This window comes from Leptolyngbya sp. FACHB-261 (genome assembly GCF_014696065.1).
GTDB lineage: Bacteria > Cyanobacteriota > Cyanobacteriia > FACHB-261 > FACHB-261 > FACHB-261.
The window spans coordinates 1-18,448 of record NZ_JACJPL010000026.1 but is presented as its reverse complement, the minus strand read 5'-3'; the positions used below and the strand labels follow the sequence as shown (position 1 = coordinate 18,448).

Here is an 18,448-nt window from a genome sequence, read left to right as displayed (position 1 = left end):
GTTCTTTGCGACCGCATCAGCTTGCGTTCAATCCACCCGCTGTCAGGTTTCAATCCCTCAAAGGGATTTAGGTTCTTTGCGACATCCTCCTCAAACTCTGCATCGCCACATGCAGAAAAGTTTCAATCCCTCAAAGGGATTTAGGTTCTTTGCGACGCTCAAGCGAATCATGCGTGAATCGCAGGAACAGCAGTTTCAATCCCTCAAAGGGATTTAGGTTCTTTGCGACAGCAAATGATTCGAAGGTTTGAAAGCGCAAATCACGTTTCAATCCCTCAAAGGGATTTAGGTTCTTTGCGACCAGATCCCTCCGATATGCCCACACACAAGTTAGCGTTTCAATCCCTCAAAGGGATTTAGGTTCTTTGCGACGGGGTGAGGTTTCGGAAAGGGCTTATCAATGGATGGTTTCAATCCCTCAAAGGGATTTAGGTTCTTTGCGACTCCCTAGGCATTCAGTGATCGTTGGCACGACCAACGATGTTTCAATCCCTCAAAGGGATTTAGGTTCTTTGCGACGTAGTGGCGAGCGATGTTCACAATCGCCCGCTCCAAGTTTCAATCCCTCAAAGGGATTTAGGTTCTTTGCGACTGCCAGCGCTGGCCTCACACTTTGGCAAGCGCTACGTTTCAATCCCTCAAAGGGATTTAGGTTCTTTGCGACCGCATTACACACCCTAGTGTGTTCAGCCTGATTCAGTTTCAATCCCTCAAAGGGATTTAGGTTCTTTGCGACAGAACCATCAAAACAAACAGCTTCCGCAGGCGATGTTTCAATCCCTCAAAGGGATTTAGGTTCTTTGCGACAAGCCCAACCTCAGTGAGTCGCGCATTGATTTCCTCGTTTCAATCCCTCAAAGGGATTTAGGTTCTTTGCGACAAATGTTGATGGACCGAGCGCGAGCATCATTAAAGGTTTCAATCCCTCAAAGGGATTTAGGTTCTTTGCGACCAGGGACACAGATAGGGTCTACTGTGTTAGTGATGTTTCAATCCCTCAAAGGGATTTAGGTTCTTTGCGACCTGGCAGTTCGAAGTAGAAGAGATTGGGGTGTGGTTTCAATCCCTCAAAGGGATTTAGGTTCTTTGCGACGATCAGAGCCGGTCAACTGTTGCTGGCAGTCAGCCTGTTTCAATCCCTCAAAGGGATTTAGGTTCTTTGCGACCATTAGCGGCGCGGTCTGCCCTCCTACGGTGCCCCGTTTCAATCCCTCAAAGGGATTTAGGTTCTTTGCGACATCAAGTCGTATTTATCAGGGCGATAGGTGACGCCTGTTTCAATCCCTCAAAGGGATTTAGGTTCTTTGCGACCACAGGCGACTGACCTAGGTTGTGTGTCGCTGCCAGGTTTCAATCCCTCAAAGGGATTTAGGTTCTTTGCGACAGGATAGCTAGGTAGGTAGTCGAGTGAGCCTTTACGTTTCAATCCCTCAAAGGGATTTAGGTTCTTTGCGACTCTCGGGTAGAAGAGGGCAAGTGTGAGATGGGTGTCATGTTTCAATCCCTCAAAGGGATTTAGGTTCTTTGCGACAGCCACCTGTAATCGTGATTCAACAAATCACTTTCAGTTTCAATCCCTCAAAGGGATTTAGGTTCTTTGCGACCTGTTGGGAGCTTGGCGGCTCCCAGCAATGGCTAACGTTTCAATCCCTCAAAGGGATTTAGGTTCTTTGCGACCAAGCCGCAAGCCTCGGACCTCTCAGCCGCAACCTGTTTCAATCCCTCAAAGGGATTTAGGTTCTTTGCGACGCGTCCGGTTCATTGCGGGCTGATTGCAATGCCAAGTTTCAATCCCTCAAAGGGATTTAGGTTCTTTGCGACCTGCCAAGTTAAGCGCAATCGCCTTGGCTCTTTTGCGTTTCAATCCCTCAAAGGGATTTAGGTTCTTTGCGACAGCAGTAGGTCCGGGCCTAAAATAGAGGTGTCCCGTTTCAATCCCTCAAAGGGATTTAGGTTCTTTGCGACGGGGGCTTTTTGTGATGCAGCCCACAATCCCGTAGCGTTTCAATCCCTCAAAGGGATTTAGGTTCTTTGCGACGCGGGTGCTTATGCTAGTGGCGCTGGTCCCGTAGACGTTTCAATCCCTCAAAGGGATTTAGGTTCTTTGCGACTAGGGGGCCTGGAGAGCTTGGTGTATTTGGTTTTCAAGGTCCAGTTGCGCGGGACAAGGTGAGTATAGCGTTTGCCGCTTTGGAAGTCATTAGGGAGAGAAGAGATAGCAAGGCTCAAACCCAGACCTGCCAATCCCTTCACCGCTTGCGCGAATCGCAATTGGACTACACCAGCCGCAAACCCTTGTGGCATGGCAGCTTCAAGCACTTTCAGAGAAACCCTTGCTAAAACACCTACCCATCCGCGCTGAGTGAGCTTTGTTCAGTGCATCCAACTCATAAGTCCTGCCATTGTAGCCAGCCCCCCTATGCCAGAAACACAAGGGGGCCTGGGCATTCAAGGCGCTAACTTATGACCTGACCTCCTCAGCGGGTTCTACAATTTCTCGCGGACAGGTGCAGGTTTGCACGCGTGTGCCGTTATAGATTTGCCAGCCATCGTGATCCGACTCGCCATCCCACATAAAGCGACCGGGCGTGTTGATTCCGCCACTCGTCAACTTCACTGCCACATGACCCGCAAAGTAAAACCGCTCCCCTTTTGCAAGGGTGCCAAATGTTGTCCACATTGGTGTCAATCCTTGAGGTATTGGGTTTGACGGGATAGCGAGTTTGGACCCCGCTAGCCCTAGCCCACCGCGCCACCTTGCACCTTTCGCCAAAGAGAATGAGGGAGTTATAGCAGTGTTAAACTGCCCACTAGCCTCCGGGCTGGTCTAATCAGCTTGGGGGTTAGCCTAGTAGGAGTGTTGACCTCACTCCTACTAGGTGCTGACCGGATAGGTTAGCCATAAAGATTACAGAACTCCACCGAGTTTAGCAAGTAGGTTTGCATACTTTTTGCCCCGGCCAGCCCACAACCCTATTCCATGAAGTTCGTGTTGGGCTTCAGGTGGGAACTGTGAAATTAGCTTGAACTTCAAGCCAATTTCTACTCATTGCACCGAAGGAGTGCTCTTTTCCCATGCCTAAAAACCAAATTAGCGCTGACCTATCCGACGAAGACCAACAGGCAGCAATGGCAGGCCTCGCCCTGGTTCGCGAGAAACTCTCGTGTCTAATAGACCTCACCCCTGCTGAACGTAAGGCCCTGTCCAAAGTTGGCGACAAAACCCGCTTCTTCATCGAGCGGGCCATGCAAATCGCCATGCAAAACCCCAACGCCCTACCCCGCTCCTTCGATATCGAAGAAATGCGCCGCGATCTCGAACTCACGGAGGCCCTTTATCCTCTGCTGATCGCCCTCACCCAACTACAAGAACTGGTTAGCGACACCTACCGGCTGGCCAGCAGCGAAGCCTACACCGCCGCCCGCACAGTTTACTATCATGCCAAAGGCCACGCCACCAGCAACGATGTCAACGGTTTGGACACCGTCCTGGGGCAAATGAAGCGCCGGTACCCTAGCACCACGCGCAAAAAGAAGAACAACCCGCCAACCTCTGACGCTTAGGTCGCTGAACCCAATGGCAACCCCAGCAGCCAGCAGGCCAGTTCAGAACTGGGGTCTTGGTCTCTGACCCTAAATCCAAGCCTAAACAATTTCATAGGAGCGCAAGAGAAGTGCAAGAAGATTGCAGCTCTGCGCTCCTTTCACTTTATAGAGCTCACTATTGATAGCTAGTCATCGTCACTCAGTTCTATTTTGTCGATAGCTGCTCAGCAGTCTGAGAGAGACGTTTCCATTGCCAGCCTGAAATGAACCGTCTCGCTCATAGAAAAATCTAGGTTTACTACGTATTTCTTCGACTCAGCCAGCATCTCTGCTCTCCCAGGATGAAAAAGATCATCTTCAGAACGATCTAATCTCACTTCTCTAGGCATTTGTTCTACTCAGTCACTATCTTTTCTATGATTTAGACGATCTAATCTCACTTCTCTACGTAAATCTTCGACTCGTTTACTATCTTTTGTGTTTTCAAAACGATCTAATCTCACTCTTCTACGTAAATTTTCGACTCGCTCACCATCTTTTCTATGATTTAGATGATCTTTTCTATGACTTAGACGATCTAATCTCACTTCTCTAGGCATTTATTCTATTCATTCATCATCTTTTCTATGATTTTGACAATCTAATCTCACTCTTCTACGTAAATTTTCGACTCGCTCACCATCTTTTCTGTTTTCAAAACGATCTAATCTCACTTCTCTACGTAAATTTTCTACTGATCCACGATCTGGCTCACGACAGCATAAATAGAAATCATCCAAGCCAAGAGCCGTTCCTTAGCCTGCAGCCTTTAGTTGCCGTCCGGCTCGCCTGACTCTGAAACAGTCAGACCATAGCGGCTACACATCCGCTGCATTTCTGCCTTGACCTTGTCGCGTACACTCGCGGGTGAGATGACCTCGCAATCACCGCCATAGGGCAGAACCTCGCGCACAAACCAAAACGTCTGCGTAATAGGCCGCATCACTCGCCGCACATCCGGCCTGTCTGGAATCCACTCGCTCACCTCATCTTGGGGCTTCGCTCGATAAGCAAAAGCCAGACCCGCAAACAGGTGCATTTCCACCTTCACCTGAGCCAGATCGGGAAGCCATTCGCCACGGATCGGTACAACCGCCGCCTCAGGGATCCGGTCTATCCGCAGCGAGCGGTTATGCACCAGCTCCGGGATATCCTCGCCGCCCTCCACTTCTTCTACCCAGCATTCCAAATATTGACGCCGCTCCCGAGCCGCAATACGAGCAAAACGGATCGTAAAGCTCCAAGCTCGCTCCGCCGCATCCTGATAAGCCAGGCGGAAGGGCTGCTGGCGACGGATATAGCTATCCAGCTCAGTTCGCCAGGGGAATGGCGGTGTTTCTAGAAAGTGCTCTATTTCTTTTCGTAACGGCGCTGATAGTTCGCCACGCTCCAAGAGCAGACTAGCCAAAGCTTCCGCGTCCTCGACCTGCCCCGCATCAATCAAGAATTGACGGACTCGATTCAGCATCTGAATCCGGGCTTCTGACCAATCATTGTTCTTTCCAACCAAGAGCTGCCGCCGCGCAATGGCTTCAACCAACTTGGTGATGTTTGGCCGGTCCCCCCACATCATGCCCAGCTCCTGGGCCAGGGCTTCTAACTGTGCCTTGTCTCTCTCCGAGACCGAGAGAGTGATCGATTGTCCCCGACGACCCATACAGCATCCAAAGTGTACGTGTACTTTATACTTGACGCTCTTTCATCATGAGTGGCATCATTTGACCATTGCAACAGGTCACGGGCACTTCTCGAATGTTGAGTAATGCCAAAGCTGGAGTTTTCTAAATGTCGTTACTGAAACGAACTCCCAAATCACTGGAAGAACGGTACTTTCAAGGGGTTCGCCCTAAGCTTTATGAGCTGCATGGTAAACATCAGCAATCTGGAGTCCGTGAAAGTCGGACATTAGCGGAGCATCTGGACTCTGCATGTCAGTTCACGTTAACAGTCAGCCGGTTAGCGAATGTGCCAGAGCCAAAAAGAGCGGTATTGCTGGCTGCAACAGCAGTGCATGACTTGAATAAGCTGGAAGGAGCGAAGGAACGTAATGTCAAAACACTCGTGAGAGATCGAAGCTTCTTACAGGAGCAGCTTGAAAGGGCTGGAGTTAGCGACCTTATTGAAAATGATGAGGATCTTGAATTAGCCCGCAAACTGATTGAGCGGCACTCCGGTCACAACGTCAGTGATGGGACACGATTCTTACCTGAAGACCCAAATATTGAACGCTGGGCATCGATTCTCCGAGCGGCTGATTTATTTGATTTGGAGCTTGAGGAAGAAAAACTGACTCAAAAGCTGCGGAAAGAGCTAATTCACGCATTCAACCGCCCCTGTGAGCTTTACCGTATCAGAGTTACAGAAGACCGAGGGTATATTACTGCTCTGTTGCTAAGTGCTTGCGAAGAGGTGCTGCATCAGCATCAATATAATGTTCTAGCTATATTCCCTGACGGTGTTCTAGTCGAAGGCCCAGCAAATAGCAATTCAGATTTAACCACTAAGATTGCAGCGAAATGGGAAGATAAAATTGAGCAAGTTTTTGGCGGCAACATCGAGAAGCTAGTTAGAGCAACCAAGGACGGCATAAAGATTTCGAGCCAAGCAGTACAACATAATCGTGAAGAAGTCATCAATACCGTTTTGGGGTTACTGGAGAAAAAGAAAGCAGGATTCAAGCTCGATAAAATTCAAGGCGATGTTGACAAATGGAGCAAACAGAACGTTAGCCCAGACGAATTACAGGCTGCACTAGATGTCGGCTTAGTTCCTGTTGATAACGCAGAGGATTTTTATACCTCTGAGGGAATGAAGGCTGCTTATTTGAGTTACAGGGAAGTTCAGCCTAAACTGTCTCCAATACAAGTCTGGGACAAAATAGCTGCACACACCGGATTGTCAGAGCAGCAAAGAGCAGCTTTAGATCCATTTGATGCATTGTACGGTCGAGCGCTATTTGCAGCCAAAGCATCATCCAATAAATTAGCTGGAATAATTGCAGCCTTACAAGATTCGTTAGAACTGCGAAAAGGAGAGGCTTCATCAACTGAGATAGAAGTTTCAGAAGAGATGATTGCCGCAGTACAACGCTCGCTCAGTTGTCCTTTTGTTAAAAATATGGCGGGTAGCAGCGAATTAGCAGCATACATTGAAGCAAATCCTCGGCAGCGGTGCTCATTAGGAGCCACTGTCAGTGAAACCGCTGCTTTAAGCTCCGACCAAATGCCAATCGGCACAAAAGTGCAAATGTTTTCCAATCGGTTACCTGGTGGAATGACCAGCGATCCTGTACGACAGGCAGACCCAATAGCGTCCCTCGCCTATCAACTAATGACCGTTGGTGCTCATCTACCAGCAGCTAAGAAGGAGCCTCCTTACTACCTCCACCTTGCACTACCAAACGGATCCGCCCCTGCGTTGCTTCGAATTTGGCGCGACTGGCTACAGGATACGGCGGCAACCAATGCAGAGGGTGGTCCAGTAACAGTCGATGAGCTGAAGCTTTATCGCGATAGAGCTATTGAATTTAAAGCTAATAAAGTTGTTGGTGCTGCTTTACCAAAGCGTGCGGAATTTGTTCACTCTACCGTGACAATTCCAATCATGTGGGGTGAGACAACCGCATCCCTAGCATTGTTAAAGTCCTTAAGATTGGCGCTTGAACTATCTTTATCTGCGGAGTTCGGTTTTCCGTTTATTCTTAGCTCTGGTTTACAGGTTGATGCATCTGTACAGAGCTTCGGTAGAATTGAAGGCATCTCCTCTGGATTACAGCCTTTACTCAGTCTTGAGGCATCTCAAATCGGAGTTTACGACCGTGCCCAAGCCTCAGAAATTCTCAAGCGACTTCGTTGTCTAACTGACTTAGCAATCAGCATTGTCAGCTTGTCCAAACTAGATGATTGTGTCTATGACCTGGCACGAGCCTGTGCGCAGCCCTTTAGTCTGTACTTCGTTTTAATGCGTTGGCTTTTGCGAGAGCAGGAGAGCCCAAGCTTTGCCTTGATTTGGAGCCGTATCCGTGAACCATTACACGTTTTACTGGAGAGCCTAATGCCAAATGAAAATTCTGCCCTGACCCGCTACTTAAAAGAGGCTACTCAAATTGCAGCAGAATCAAGGCTTTGGGGTAGCTCAGCTGAGAAGCGAACTTCACTATCCGAGCCCTTCACCGAGTTCGTTACCTCCGTTCGTTCTCAAAAGAGCTACATGGATTTGGAATTTATGTTTGCTGCCCTAGTCCAGAAATATCACACTCGTCTCGATCGCATTCGAGAACACGGTGTAGGGCTAACTAAACTGGAGCAGCTTAAAAGCTACTACGCTGTGCTTCGCAAACTATATGAAGAGGTTTATCAAGGCCGACCAGATAAGCTTTTGAGTGATCAAAAAAACTTGGAAGCAGCCTACCTCTTTTTCCTAGAGGAAGCTCGTCGAGAGCTGAGAGCAAAAGCTGAAGGCAGCAAGCAAACAGAAGAATCTGTTGCTTAGCAGTTCGGTATGCCGTCGTTTTACTAATTACTGAGGAATTATCATGTCAATCGAAAAACTCAACAGTTTCCTTGCGCCCACGTATGAAAACTTTCCAAAAGGGCGCATGATCAGTTTAGTGACTCTCAGAACTTCTCTATCAGAGTTGATTCTGCGGACTGAAGGCACCGGAGAGCCGATGTGTCGTGAGTTTGTCCAAGCAGGATCAACAGGAGACTCGCGGAGGCAGGTGGTTCAGCGATTGGTAATGACCAAACGTAAACAGGTCGCGCCGGAGCGCCGTAAAGGTCGTGAGCACTTACGTGCTTATAATCTGCTCTACACCATCAAGAAGAAGGAAGAGATCCTAACTTGCTCTCTAAATACTAATGCACCCTGCGAGATGTGTATTGATTGCTTCTTATATGGCTTTGCTGCCGGAGGTGGCGGGGCTCAGAAAAGTCGCATCTGGACAGAGGATGCATTCAGCATTTTGACAGCGACCGATACCCTCAGTGACCGCACTATTAATGCGATCTTTGAGACAGGCACGATGCGGGATGAGAAAGGTAATGCATCGACAGCCTTGAACACTAGTGAATACATAAAGCCAGGTGTTCATTTCCTAGATGTTGTTACCCTCAAGGATGTCACAGCTGATGAGTTTCGCTACCTCACTGGCAACATCCTGCTGACTGGTCGCTATGGAGCTGTTTCTAGTCGTGTTGGTCGGATGGAGAATCAAATCCTTGGCATCTTTGGGGGCATTGCGGAACTGCCAAGTTCCTTAGAACTAGTGCAGGCTATACATGATCAGTTCACGACAATTGGCACCCCCTTAGAACATCCGCTCGACAACGGCGACTTGATCGATGCAACCAAGACAGTTATTGCCTCCTGGACAAATCGACGGGGAGTTTCGCTGCAACTTTCAGATGAGGAACTAGCCGCCGTGATTGCAGATGTAGATCAGCATTGGTCAGATGCAGAGCGAGAAGCATTTTTGAGGCGATTAGATCAATCCTACGAGCCGTTCCGTCAAGTTGGGGAGTCGAAGAAGGGTAAGGGTAAGAAGAAAGAAACTGCTGAAGCAGGGAGCTAGAAGATGCCCGCTCAACTAAACTTGCTAGACAAAGCAGAGTCTGCCACAACTCCTAGATTCAATACAGCAAAACTAGTTGAATTATGGTGTGCTGAGCCTGTGTTCTTTGCCTCTAGAGAACTATCAGACACCTATTACACGGAGGGTGCGATCGGCAATTATGCTTTGGCATATGCCTTTGGCTGGGCGCGATCGCCCTACCGTCTGACTAGCTCCGAAGCAGGACGCCCCCGCTATATTGAGGATTTAACTCCTCTAAACCACGAATGCTATGTACTCCCTGCTTGGTCAGCAAACGGGAGCCCGACGTTCCGATTCGAGCGGTTTAATGCCTTGTCCGACGCGTACTGGTACGCGATGACCAATAACCGAGTTGCCACTGCTCGCGAAGATGTATTAAGGGTGCGACGTGGCGATAAGCCAAATACATTTCGACCAAGCAATTATCCTCAGACAGGCCGGTTACGTCTGATTGAGCGAAACAACCGATTTCACACTCTGGTTTTTGGCAATCATGACATCCCAGAATACATTCGGCTCGGCAAATTCATGAGTAAAGTCCGAGTCCAGATTCTAGAGGAGATGCCTATTACCAACCTGCCAGCAGCCGAGTACTCTAGCCAAGCCTACTTCAGCACTGCCGATTTACCATCGGGCATCAACCTACTGTCATTTGATCTGATTTCCATACCGCCAACTCCTCTTGTCAAAAATCTGCGATTTCACGCCGAGGCATGGCAAGCTGGCAACTTTATTGTCCCTGCAAATTTACAGTTCTGCGGAGGAGGTGTTCAAAGTGGGGTATGAACCTCTCATCATCCAGTTAGAGCCAAGAAGCATTGCAACCTACTCACTGCCATTACCTGAGAAGCTAGGGTTCATGCCCCAGGCTTTACAGCACCAGATTGAGGTGTTTGAGAAAGCAGAGCACCACGACATCATTCTTGATTTAGCACCGACTGGAACTGGAAAAACAGTTGCAGGATTGACAACTCTGCTACATCAGCCCCATCGTAGTGCGATCTACATTGCTCCAACCAACGCGTTGATCGAGCAGCAAAGAGAGGCAGCAGAACAATTCATTCAAAGTAGTGAAGGCAGGCTAAACCATATAGTTAAAGCTGTTTCAGCGAAAGAAGTTCGCGAATGGTCCAACGATCGCGCAGGCGCTCGTTCTGGAGAAAAGCTTTATAACCTGATTCGCAATCCAGCTTCTATATTTCCAGAGGTTGGTGCAAATCGTCCTTTACTACTGGTTACCAACCCTGATATTTTCTATTACGCCACTTTCTTCCAGTACAACAAGCTCGATCAAGGCAACATCGCTTATTCCTTCTTGACGCAGTTTGGCACAATCATCTTTGATGAATTTCACCTCTACGATGCCAAACAACTAGTTGGCTTACTGTTCTACTTAGTCTACCTACATGAGTTTGGCTTCTTTAAGCAGAGTGTGAAGGTTGTTTTACTGACAGCAACACCTGAACCTGCTTGTGATGCTGCCCTAAACATGCTTGCAGAGCAAGGGGTTCGCATCCAAAGAATTAACGGTGAGTCTGGTGAGCAGCGTATTCCTTCACAAACTGCTGTCAATTTAGAAATTCGTCCCCAGCAAGAGCGGGATCAACTCTTAGCTGAAATAGCTGATGAGGTCGTAAGACGCTTCCGTGAGAACCCTGCCCAGAACGGAGCTGTCATCCTCGACTCTAAAGATCACATTGGTCGGCTCAGAGATCTTCTTAAGAAGCGAGGTCTTGCTGGACAGTACGGCAGGATTACAGGCTCAACACCCTCTGGGGAACGTAGGTGGGCAGCGCAACAGCCAATCATCCTAGCAACTAGTACAGTAGATGTTGGCTTTAACTTTAAGCGAGATCTAGAACCTGAGCGCCAAAACTTAGATTGGCTCATCTTCTCAGCTCGCGACCGCGCTGCATTCTGGCAACGGTTAGGGCGAGTTGGTCGAGTGCTTGGCAAGAAGCAGACAAACATTGCATCAGAGGCGATTGCTTACCTGAAAGAAACTGCATGGGAGCAAGACCTAGCTTCGCTAGACACAACGGGCGGTCATGATGCCCTTCAGGAAAAGCTGGGAGCAATTAAGTGCCTGGAACGTCCATTCCTTCATGTGTATTGGCAGTCTGAGGCCCTTTTAGAAACAGCGCGGCCACTGTTTTTCTTGGAGGAATCGCTTAAGAAGCTTCCGGAAGAAAGCCTGATTCTTAAGCTATTCACGACCTTAAGAACTATCCTAGGTGGCGGGCGTGAATGGCAGCACTATCGCTCTCGCGTGCAGGCACTGATTCTTGCTGAAGCTTTGCAAAAAGCCCCGGTTAGAACTTCTAATCAGAGACAATGGAATCTCGCCAAAGTTTGGAGTACAAAACCCTGCAGTGCTAGGTATTGCTTTCTTAGGTCCTTTTTAGAGGCGAAGCATCCTGACGATGCGGAGGATTTGACGTCGGGCCAGACAACCCTGAGGGATTGGAACGAAGCGCTCGCAAACAGAGAAGATATTGCTGTAGAAATGAAAGAGTTCGCTGAAGAATGGCTGAGTAGCTACGCTCCTCTCTTTCAATTTCGCTCAAGTTTATTCGAGAACGTTCACATCCGAGATCCCCATAACCTGCTGGTAGATCTTGCGGAGGAAACCGATCTCGATCCGATTCATCTACTAAGAAACTATGAATTTGTACAAAAAGACGATCTCCTTGAAGTTACCAACCGTGCCCAGGCCACTTACGAGATCAGTTTTGCATGGCGCTACGACGGCTCAGCAGATGAGTTCAAAGCTACCAATCTTAATCGCCTTATTGCACTAAAAAATTGTACTATTCGACGCAGGCAAGGTGGCGTGACTGCTCCAACACCGCTACTCAGTGCCTTAGAGAAAGAGTGGCTTGCAGGTGTAATTGTGCCAACGTTGACTAATCAGGGCATCATCTTCTATCTTCGCAAACAAGGGATTGAATCTTACAACATTACAGTTCAATGCGATGACTTTGCTAAGGAATATACTCTCTTTACTGGAATCTACGCGATTATGACGGCAGCGATGAACAAGATCAAAATTCGTTTAATGGATGAAGAAGAGTTTTGGATTGCAGGCTAAACAAATAATATGTCCCTAAATCAAATGCAGTATCGCTTTAAGGGGTGACCCCTCACATGGTGCATAACCCAGATCTCTTCAGAGCTGAAATCTTGCAGGCAATTCCCAACCTAAAATTGCTGATCCTTTTTGGTTCACGGGCCAAAGGAACAGCCAGGGAGCACAGCGATTGGGATTTAGCCATACTCTCAGCTGATGGTTCTGAACTAACCTCAGATCCCTGGGGAGAGCTGGGGCTCTACGAAAAACTAGGACACATCCTTCAGGTTTCCAGTGACCAAATCGACTTGGTAAACCTCAATCACTGCTCACCCTTACTGAAATATGCCGTAGCGCTACAGGGGAAAGTCCTGTACGAAGCCGAGCCCAACCTATTCATCGACTTTCAGCGCCAAGCCTGGCACATCTATCTAGATACAGCCAAGCTGCGAGCTTATGAGCAGGAGTACATCCGTCGAGGTCTGGAGAACTTGAAACAATGACTTCTCTAGATCGCGCAATTATCACCCGAAAATTGCAAGCGATGGTTCGGTATCTCAACGTGCTGAAATCCTACGCGACCAGCGATCAACAAGCATATCTAGACAACTTCGGCAACAGTTAATCGTTGAGCGTTTGCTACAGCTCATTGTGCAAACAGCCATCGACATCAACCTTCAACTTCTACTCAGCCTGGCCCAGCCTATCCCTGAAGATTATTTCGACTCCTTTATCAAAGTGAGTCGAAATAGCAGCCTCAGCCAAGGCTTAGCCCAAAGACTAGCTCCCTCAACCGGCCTACGCAATCGCTTAGTTAATCAGTACGAGGAAATCGACTCACGAATTGTGTGGCGTTCTATTCTTCTAACTTTGGAACTCTATCCGCAATACATCCAACAAGTTCAAGTTTATTTGGAGCAACAAAATGCCCCATAGTCTAGTTCTGAATTTAGTCCCGCAATCCCCCATCCCTTCCCAATTTCTAGAAGGCCGCCATCTTCACGCCCTCTTCCTAACCCTGGTCAGCTCCGTGGATCAAACCCTAGGCAACTCCCTACACGCCCAGAAAGCCGAGAAAGCCTTCACCCTTAGCCCTCTGCAAGCCAATCCCTTGCAAGCCAGCCCTCGCACCCCCAACCCTCGCCGCCTGCAATGGGACCACCGTTCAACTATCGCTCCTGGCACCGGCTGCTGGTGGCGCATTTCCCTGCTAGACGACCCACTGTTTGGCCACCTGAGTCGCCTGTGGCTCAACCTCAACCCCCACAAGCCCTGGCACCTTGGCCCCGCCGACCTACAAATCACCAGCGTCCTCGGTACACCCCAATCCACCCAACCCTGGGCCAACTACGCCCCCTACACCCAGCTCTACGAGCAAGCCTCCGACCAAGAGCGCAACATCAGCCTGCACTTCCACACCCCCACCACCTTTCGCCAGCGCGAACACGACTCCGCCCTGCCCAGCGCCGAAGCCGTCTTCAACAGCTTGGCGATGCGCTGGCGCAAATACAGCAACATCGAGCTCAGCGAGAACCTAGCCGCCTGCATCTTCCCCAGCTACTTCGATATCCACACCGAAATCGTTCAAGACAACCGCAGCAAATTCATCGGCTGTGTCGGCAAAGTCAGCTACAAAATCTTGGGCGATGTTGACCCGACCATCATCAAACAAATCAACGCTCTTGCCGACTTCGCTATCTACGCAGGCATTGGCCGCAAAACACCGATGGGCATGGGCATGGTGCGACGATGGCCCAACTCCTAAACGAGGACTACATCCCCATTGCTGCCCTCAACCAATATGCCTACTGCCCCCACCGCTGCTGGCGCATGTTCTGTGCAGGCGAATACACCGATAACGCCTACACCATTGAAGGAACAGCCTTGCACGAACGGGTGCATACCCTAAGCAGCAATCAGCGAGAAGAAACCTGGCAAGTTCGCGCGGTTTGGCTCAAGTCAGACCGCTACCGGCTAATCGGCAAATCGGACCTGATTGAAGAAGCCAACGGCCAGCTTTACCCCGTGGAATATAAGCGCGGCAAGCGCGGCGAATGGGACAACGACGAGCTACAAGTCTGCGCTCAAGCCCTTTGCTTAGAAGAAATGACCGGGCAAACGATCCATCAGGGCTATCTCTACTACGCACATTCCCATCAGCGCCAGCTAGTAGAGATGAACGCAGACTTGCGGCGAACAACCCTCGATACCCTTCAGGCTGTGAGCGCGCTAATAGAGACTGGCACCATGCCCCCAGCCATTTACACACCTCGTTGCAAAGGCTGTAGTTTGTATCAGCAATGTTTGCCCCAAGCCGTGGATAAGGTGAGCCGTTACCGCGAAGCTTAAGCGCTCTCACTGGCAAACTCGCCAACTTGAACTTGCAACCAGCAAAAGATCACAGAGGTCGCCAATGAACGATCAGGAAGAAGACATGGGAACTGTTTACATCACTCAGGAAGACGCCTACATCGGCAAAACCGATGAGCGCCTCACCGTCCGAGCCGAGCGAAAATCGCTGTTGGATGTGCCTTTTATTAAAGTCGATGGCGTCGTTGTCTTGGGACGAGCAACCGTTTCTCCAGCGGCTCTCAATGAACTGCTAGAGCGCCAGATCCCCATGAGCTTTATGACTAGCACAGGGCGTTATCTAGGCCGCTTGGAACCCGAACTGACCAAGAACATTTTTGTGCGCTCAGCCCAATGGCAAGCAGCAGGCAAACCCGAAAAAGCTGTGCATATCATCCGGGGCTTCATTCGCGGCAAACTCAAAAACTATCGCAGTGCCCTATTACGAGCCCAGCGCGATTATCCCGAACTTCAATTACAAACTGCCTTAAGTCGGCTAGAACAGGCAATTGTTCCCATCGACAAAACACCCGAAATTGATGCCTTGCGCGGCCTGGAAGGAACCGGTAGCGCCGCCTATTTTGGCTGCTTCAATCAATTGATTCGAGTTGAAGGCTTTCACTTCGCAACCCGCTGCCGACGTCCCCCAACCGATCCTGTCAATTCACTACTCAGCTTTGGCTACTCGCTACTCCGCCATGACGTGCAGGGAGCTTTGAATATCGTCGGGTTTGATCCCTACCTGGGCTATCTGCATGTGCAACGTTATGGCCGCGCCAGTCTAGCCCTCGACTTAATGGAAGAGTTCCGGCCCCTGGTTGTGGATGCAGTAGTTCTCAGCGTCCTCAACAAACGCTTCCTCAAACCCACCGACTTCACGGCTGAGCCTCTGAGTCAGGCCGTCTCTCTCACGCCCGAAGGTCGCCGTACCTTCCTGCGACTCTATGAGCAAAAGAAGCAGTCGGCATTCAAGCACCCAGTCCTGGGCCGCAAATGCACTTACCAGGAAGCTTTTGAGATCCAGGCCAGACTGCTTTCAAAATATCTTTTGGGGCAAACCCAACAGTATCCACCGCTCGTGCTCAAGTAGCCAGGCTGGGTGCTGAATGTATGTGGTAGTGTCCTACGATATCCCGCAAGATAAGCGCCGAACCAAAATTCATAAGGTTCTCAAGTCCTACGGCCAGTGGATGCAATTCAGCCTGTTTGAATGCAATCTCAGCGATGCTGAATATGCCAAACTGCGTGCTCGTCTCGCAAGACTGATCAAACCCGATCAAGACAGTATCCGCTTCTATTTTCTCTGCGCCTGCTGCCAAGGCAAAGTCGAGCGCATCGGCGGCGAAATGCCCCGAGACGAATCGATCTTCCTGGTCTAATCTGCTGCCTAATCACCTAGCTCCGCGCGAATGGGTAGGTGTTGGAGCCAGCCCAGCAGAAATATCAGCTAAAACCGCTACCCTGAGCCGCTTTGTCCCCTTCATAAGCCCAACCCCATCCGCGCAACTCCCGAAACCCTTGCTACATCCCGAATCCAGCCCCCAAGCCACCTTGACCACTCACGACATCTCCCCCCACAAACGCTATACTCTTGCTGATCCGCGCAACCGAACCTCGAAAACTAAATACACCAAGCCCTCCAGCCCCCCGCCGTCGCAAAAACAGCAAATCCCTTTGAGGGATTGAAACACCTATCCTCACCCCATCAGCAAAAAACTTGAACGTCGCAAAAACAGCAAATCCCTTTGAGGGATTGAAACAGCGTTAGCTCTGCCCAGCGGCTCCGATCCAAATCGTCGCAAAAACAGCAAATCCCTTTGAGGGATTGAAACTGAGAAGTTGATAGGCAGCCTTGCAATAGATCAAGTCGCAAAAACAGCAAATCCCTTTGAGGGATTGAAACTTCGTATTCAGGGGATAACCTAACCACACTCGACTGTCGCAAAAACAGCAAATCCCTTTGAGGGATTGAAACAGCAGCTGCTTGATTTAGCTGAGGAAACTGACCTCAGTCGCAAAAACAGCAAATCCCTTTGAGGGATTGAAACCCATTGGTCCTAGGAGCAGGTGCCGAAGACGTGGTTGTCGCAAAAACAGCAAATCCCTTTGAGGGATTGAAACATAACAAGCGCTATTGACGAACCATTAATTGCCGAGTGTCGCAAAAACAGCAAATCCCTTTGAGGGATTGAAACCCAAGGCGATGCTGGATCAGGCATTTTCTTCTCCGTCGCAAAAACAGCAAATCCCTTTGAGGGATTGAAACAATCCCCTTACAACTGGCATCCAAGTCCTCAGGCGTCGCAAAAACAGCAAATCCCTTTGAGGGATTGAAACCAGCGGCCAACATGCCATCAACATCTCTGACCCGGTCGCAAAAACAGCAAATCCCTTTGAGGGATTGAAACTTGATCGGTAACTAGATGAGGGATCCACTGCTTATGTCGCAAAAACAGCAAATCCCTTTGAGGGATTGAAACGGAGCTTAAACCCGTGGGGCTCAACTGGCTCAACTGTCGCAAAAACAGCAAATCCCTTTGAGGGATTGAAACTGGTGAATCCGCAGGCCCCAGCTAGGAGAAAAATAGTCGCAAAAACAGCAAATCCCTTTGAGGGATTGAAACAACCGACGCGCGTTCCTAATCGCTCGAAAGATTGGTCGCAAAAACAGCAAATCCCTTTGAGGGATTGAAACATCGTTCCTGTGGCGGTCATCGCTGCTGGTGTAGGTCGCAAAAACAGCAAATCCCTTTGAGGGATTGAAACTGATAATTCATCGTTGCTACCCTGCTAAATCCTCGAAGTCGCAAAAACAGCAAATCCCTTTGAGGGATTGAAACCAAAATCAGCAACCCGGACGGGTCGCAAATCGATGTGTCGCAAAAACAGCAAATCCCTTTGAGGGATTGAAACTGACCATGATCCGCCTACTTGGTGGTACGAAATCGTCGCAAAAACAGCAAATCCCTTTGAGGGATTGAAACAGGGCTGCGACGCCGACCCCCACGACAGCGCCAGGTCGCAAAAACAGCAAATCCCTTTGAGGGATTGAAACAGAACAGATTCTCCAATGGAATTTGAAGCGCTTAAGGTCGCAAAAACAGCAAATCCCTTTGAGGGATTGAAACGGTTACTGGCTGTCCACTGCTAGAACGTAGGCTGGTCGCAAAAACAGCAAATCCCTTTGAGGGATTGAAACGCGTTGGTACTTACAAGGCAAGCCACTAGAAGAAAGTCGCAAAAACAGCAAATCCCTTTGAGGGATTGAAACCGGGATCTACTGATGCGAACGGGTAACGCTACGGCGTCGCAAAAACAGCAAATCCCTTTGAGGGATTGAAACTATGACAAGGTTAGATCCCTACATCTCTAATCAGCTGTCGCAAAAACAGCAAATCCCTTTGAGGGATTGAAACGGGGCAGTACTCCGAGCGGCTTTGCTTCTGTCGCTGTCGCAAAAACAGCAAATCCCTTTGAGGGATTGAAACTTTCTCTAAGCTTCTGGAGGAAGCTAACCTTAAAGTCGCAAAAACAGCAAATCCCTTTGAGGGATTGAAACTACCCGCACATCGCGGAGCACATTGGCCGCACTGCGGTCGCAAAAACAGCAAATCCCTTTGAGGGATTGAAACCAAAGGGGAAAATTGGCTAAAGCATGGCGTTGCCGTGTCGCAAAAACAGCAAATCCCTTTGAGGGATTGAAACACAGCACTGACGTACTGATTAGAACGCAAACCTTATAGCCCTACGCACGCACGTTAGGACGCTATTCTAGAGAGAGAAGCATTGAGATACACCCATGCCTGCGCCTTACAGTTATGACCTACGCACCAAAGCGATCGAAGCCGTTA

At 49.4% G+C, this 18,448-nt stretch carries 14 protein-coding genes and 2 CRISPR repeat arrays (1 of these 16 cut by a window edge); of the genes, 12 read left to right on the top strand and 2 right to left on the bottom strand.

The window, feature by feature from the left end; all coding sequences use genetic code 11:
* Positions 1-2,111: a CRISPR direct-repeat array (repeat unit 37 nt; unit sequence GTTTCAATCCCTCAAAGGGATTTAGGTTCTTTGCGAC); it reaches 1,850 nt to the left of the window's first position.
* 350 nt (positions 2,112-2,461) lie between these two features.
* A complete protein-coding gene (locus H6F94_RS16240) occupies positions 2,462-2,680 on the bottom strand; it encodes a hypothetical protein (protein ID WP_190803298.1) in 219 nt (72 codons plus the stop codon).
* Between the two features lie 395 nt (positions 2,681-3,075).
* On the opposite strand from H6F94_RS16240, the gene H6F94_RS16235 reads away from it, so the two are divergent.
* Positions 3,076-3,564, top strand: a complete 489-nt coding sequence (locus H6F94_RS16235) for a hypothetical protein (RefSeq protein ID WP_190803297.1) — start codon at positions 3,076-3,078, stop codon at positions 3,562-3,564.
* A 790-nt stretch (positions 3,565-4,354) separates the two neighbouring features.
* Here H6F94_RS16235 and H6F94_RS16230 read toward each other — a convergent pair.
* Entirely contained in the window at positions 4,355-5,242 is an 888-nt protein-coding gene (locus tag H6F94_RS16230; protein WP_190803296.1) for a helix-turn-helix transcriptional regulator, read from the bottom strand.
* 128 nt (positions 5,243-5,370) lie between these two features.
* On the opposite strand from H6F94_RS16230, the gene H6F94_RS16225 reads away from it, so the two are divergent.
* From H6F94_RS16225 to cas2, 11 genes are all read left to right on the top strand, one after another.
* Complete coding sequence (locus H6F94_RS16225; protein WP_190803295.1) at positions 5,371-8,076, top strand: CRISPR-associated protein Csc3; 2,706 nt, start codon at positions 5,371-5,373, stop codon at positions 8,074-8,076.
* 43 nt (positions 8,077-8,119) lie between these two features.
* Positions 8,120-9,157, top strand: a complete 1,038-nt coding sequence (gene cas7d, locus H6F94_RS16220) for a type I-D CRISPR-associated protein Cas7/Csc2 (protein ID WP_190803294.1) — start codon at positions 8,120-8,122, stop codon at positions 9,155-9,157.
* A gap of 3 nt (positions 9,158-9,160) precedes the next feature.
* Positions 9,161-9,964 (top strand): type I-D CRISPR-associated protein Cas5/Csc1, encoded by an 804-nt coding sequence (gene cas5d, locus H6F94_RS16215; RefSeq protein WP_190803293.1) that lies wholly within the window; start codon positions 9,161-9,163, stop codon positions 9,962-9,964.
* A gap of 73 nt (positions 9,965-10,037) precedes the next feature.
* Positions 10,038-12,269 (top strand): type I-D CRISPR-associated helicase Cas3', encoded by a 2,232-nt coding sequence (cas3, locus tag H6F94_RS16210; RefSeq protein ID WP_199320472.1) that lies wholly within the window; start codon positions 10,038-10,040, stop codon positions 12,267-12,269.
* A 56-nt stretch (positions 12,270-12,325) separates the two neighbouring features.
* A complete protein-coding gene (gene mntA / locus H6F94_RS16205) occupies positions 12,326-12,751 on the top strand; it encodes a type VII toxin-antitoxin system MntA family adenylyltransferase antitoxin (RefSeq protein ID WP_190803291.1) in 426 nt (141 codons plus the stop codon).
* Positions 12,748-12,873: a hypothetical protein gene (locus H6F94_RS32995; protein WP_277878105.1), complete on the top strand. Its 126-nt coding sequence runs from the start codon at positions 12,748-12,750 to the stop codon at positions 12,871-12,873. The genes mntA and H6F94_RS32995 overlap by 4 nt, the downstream gene beginning before the upstream one ends.
* Positions 12,819-13,184 carry a type VII toxin-antitoxin system HepT family RNase toxin gene (hepT, locus tag H6F94_RS16200; protein WP_396426447.1) on the top strand — a complete coding sequence of 122 codons (366 nt, stop codon included), beginning with the start codon at positions 12,819-12,821 and terminating at the stop codon, positions 13,182-13,184. Before H6F94_RS32995 ends, hepT begins: the two co-directional genes overlap by 55 nt.
* The gene (cas6, locus tag H6F94_RS16195) at positions 13,174-14,013 is read left to right on the top strand and encodes a CRISPR-associated endoribonuclease Cas6 (protein WP_190803290.1); all 840 of its coding nucleotides are present in this window, start codon (positions 13,174-13,176) and stop codon (positions 14,011-14,013) included. The genes hepT and cas6 overlap by 11 nt, the downstream gene beginning before the upstream one ends.
* A complete protein-coding gene (gene cas4, locus H6F94_RS16190; protein WP_190803289.1) occupies positions 13,998-14,597 on the top strand; it encodes a CRISPR-associated protein Cas4 in 600 nt (199 codons plus the stop codon). Before cas6 ends, cas4 begins: the two co-directional genes overlap by 16 nt.
* A 64-nt stretch (positions 14,598-14,661) precedes the next feature.
* Positions 14,662-15,687 carry a type I-D CRISPR-associated endonuclease Cas1d gene (gene cas1d, locus H6F94_RS16185; RefSeq protein WP_242041239.1) on the top strand — a complete coding sequence of 342 codons (1,026 nt, stop codon included), beginning with the start codon at positions 14,662-14,664 and terminating at the stop codon, positions 15,685-15,687.
* A 16-nt stretch (positions 15,688-15,703) separates the two neighbouring features.
* The gene (gene cas2, locus H6F94_RS16180; protein WP_190803288.1) at positions 15,704-15,976 is read left to right on the top strand and encodes a CRISPR-associated endonuclease Cas2; all 273 of its coding nucleotides are present in this window, start codon (positions 15,704-15,706) and stop codon (positions 15,974-15,976) included.
* Between the two features lie 273 nt (positions 15,977-16,249).
* Positions 16,250-18,302: a CRISPR direct-repeat array (repeat unit 37 nt; unit sequence GTCGCAAAAACAGCAAATCCCTTTGAGGGATTGAAAC).
* Positions 18,303-18,448 lie beyond the last annotated feature (146 nt).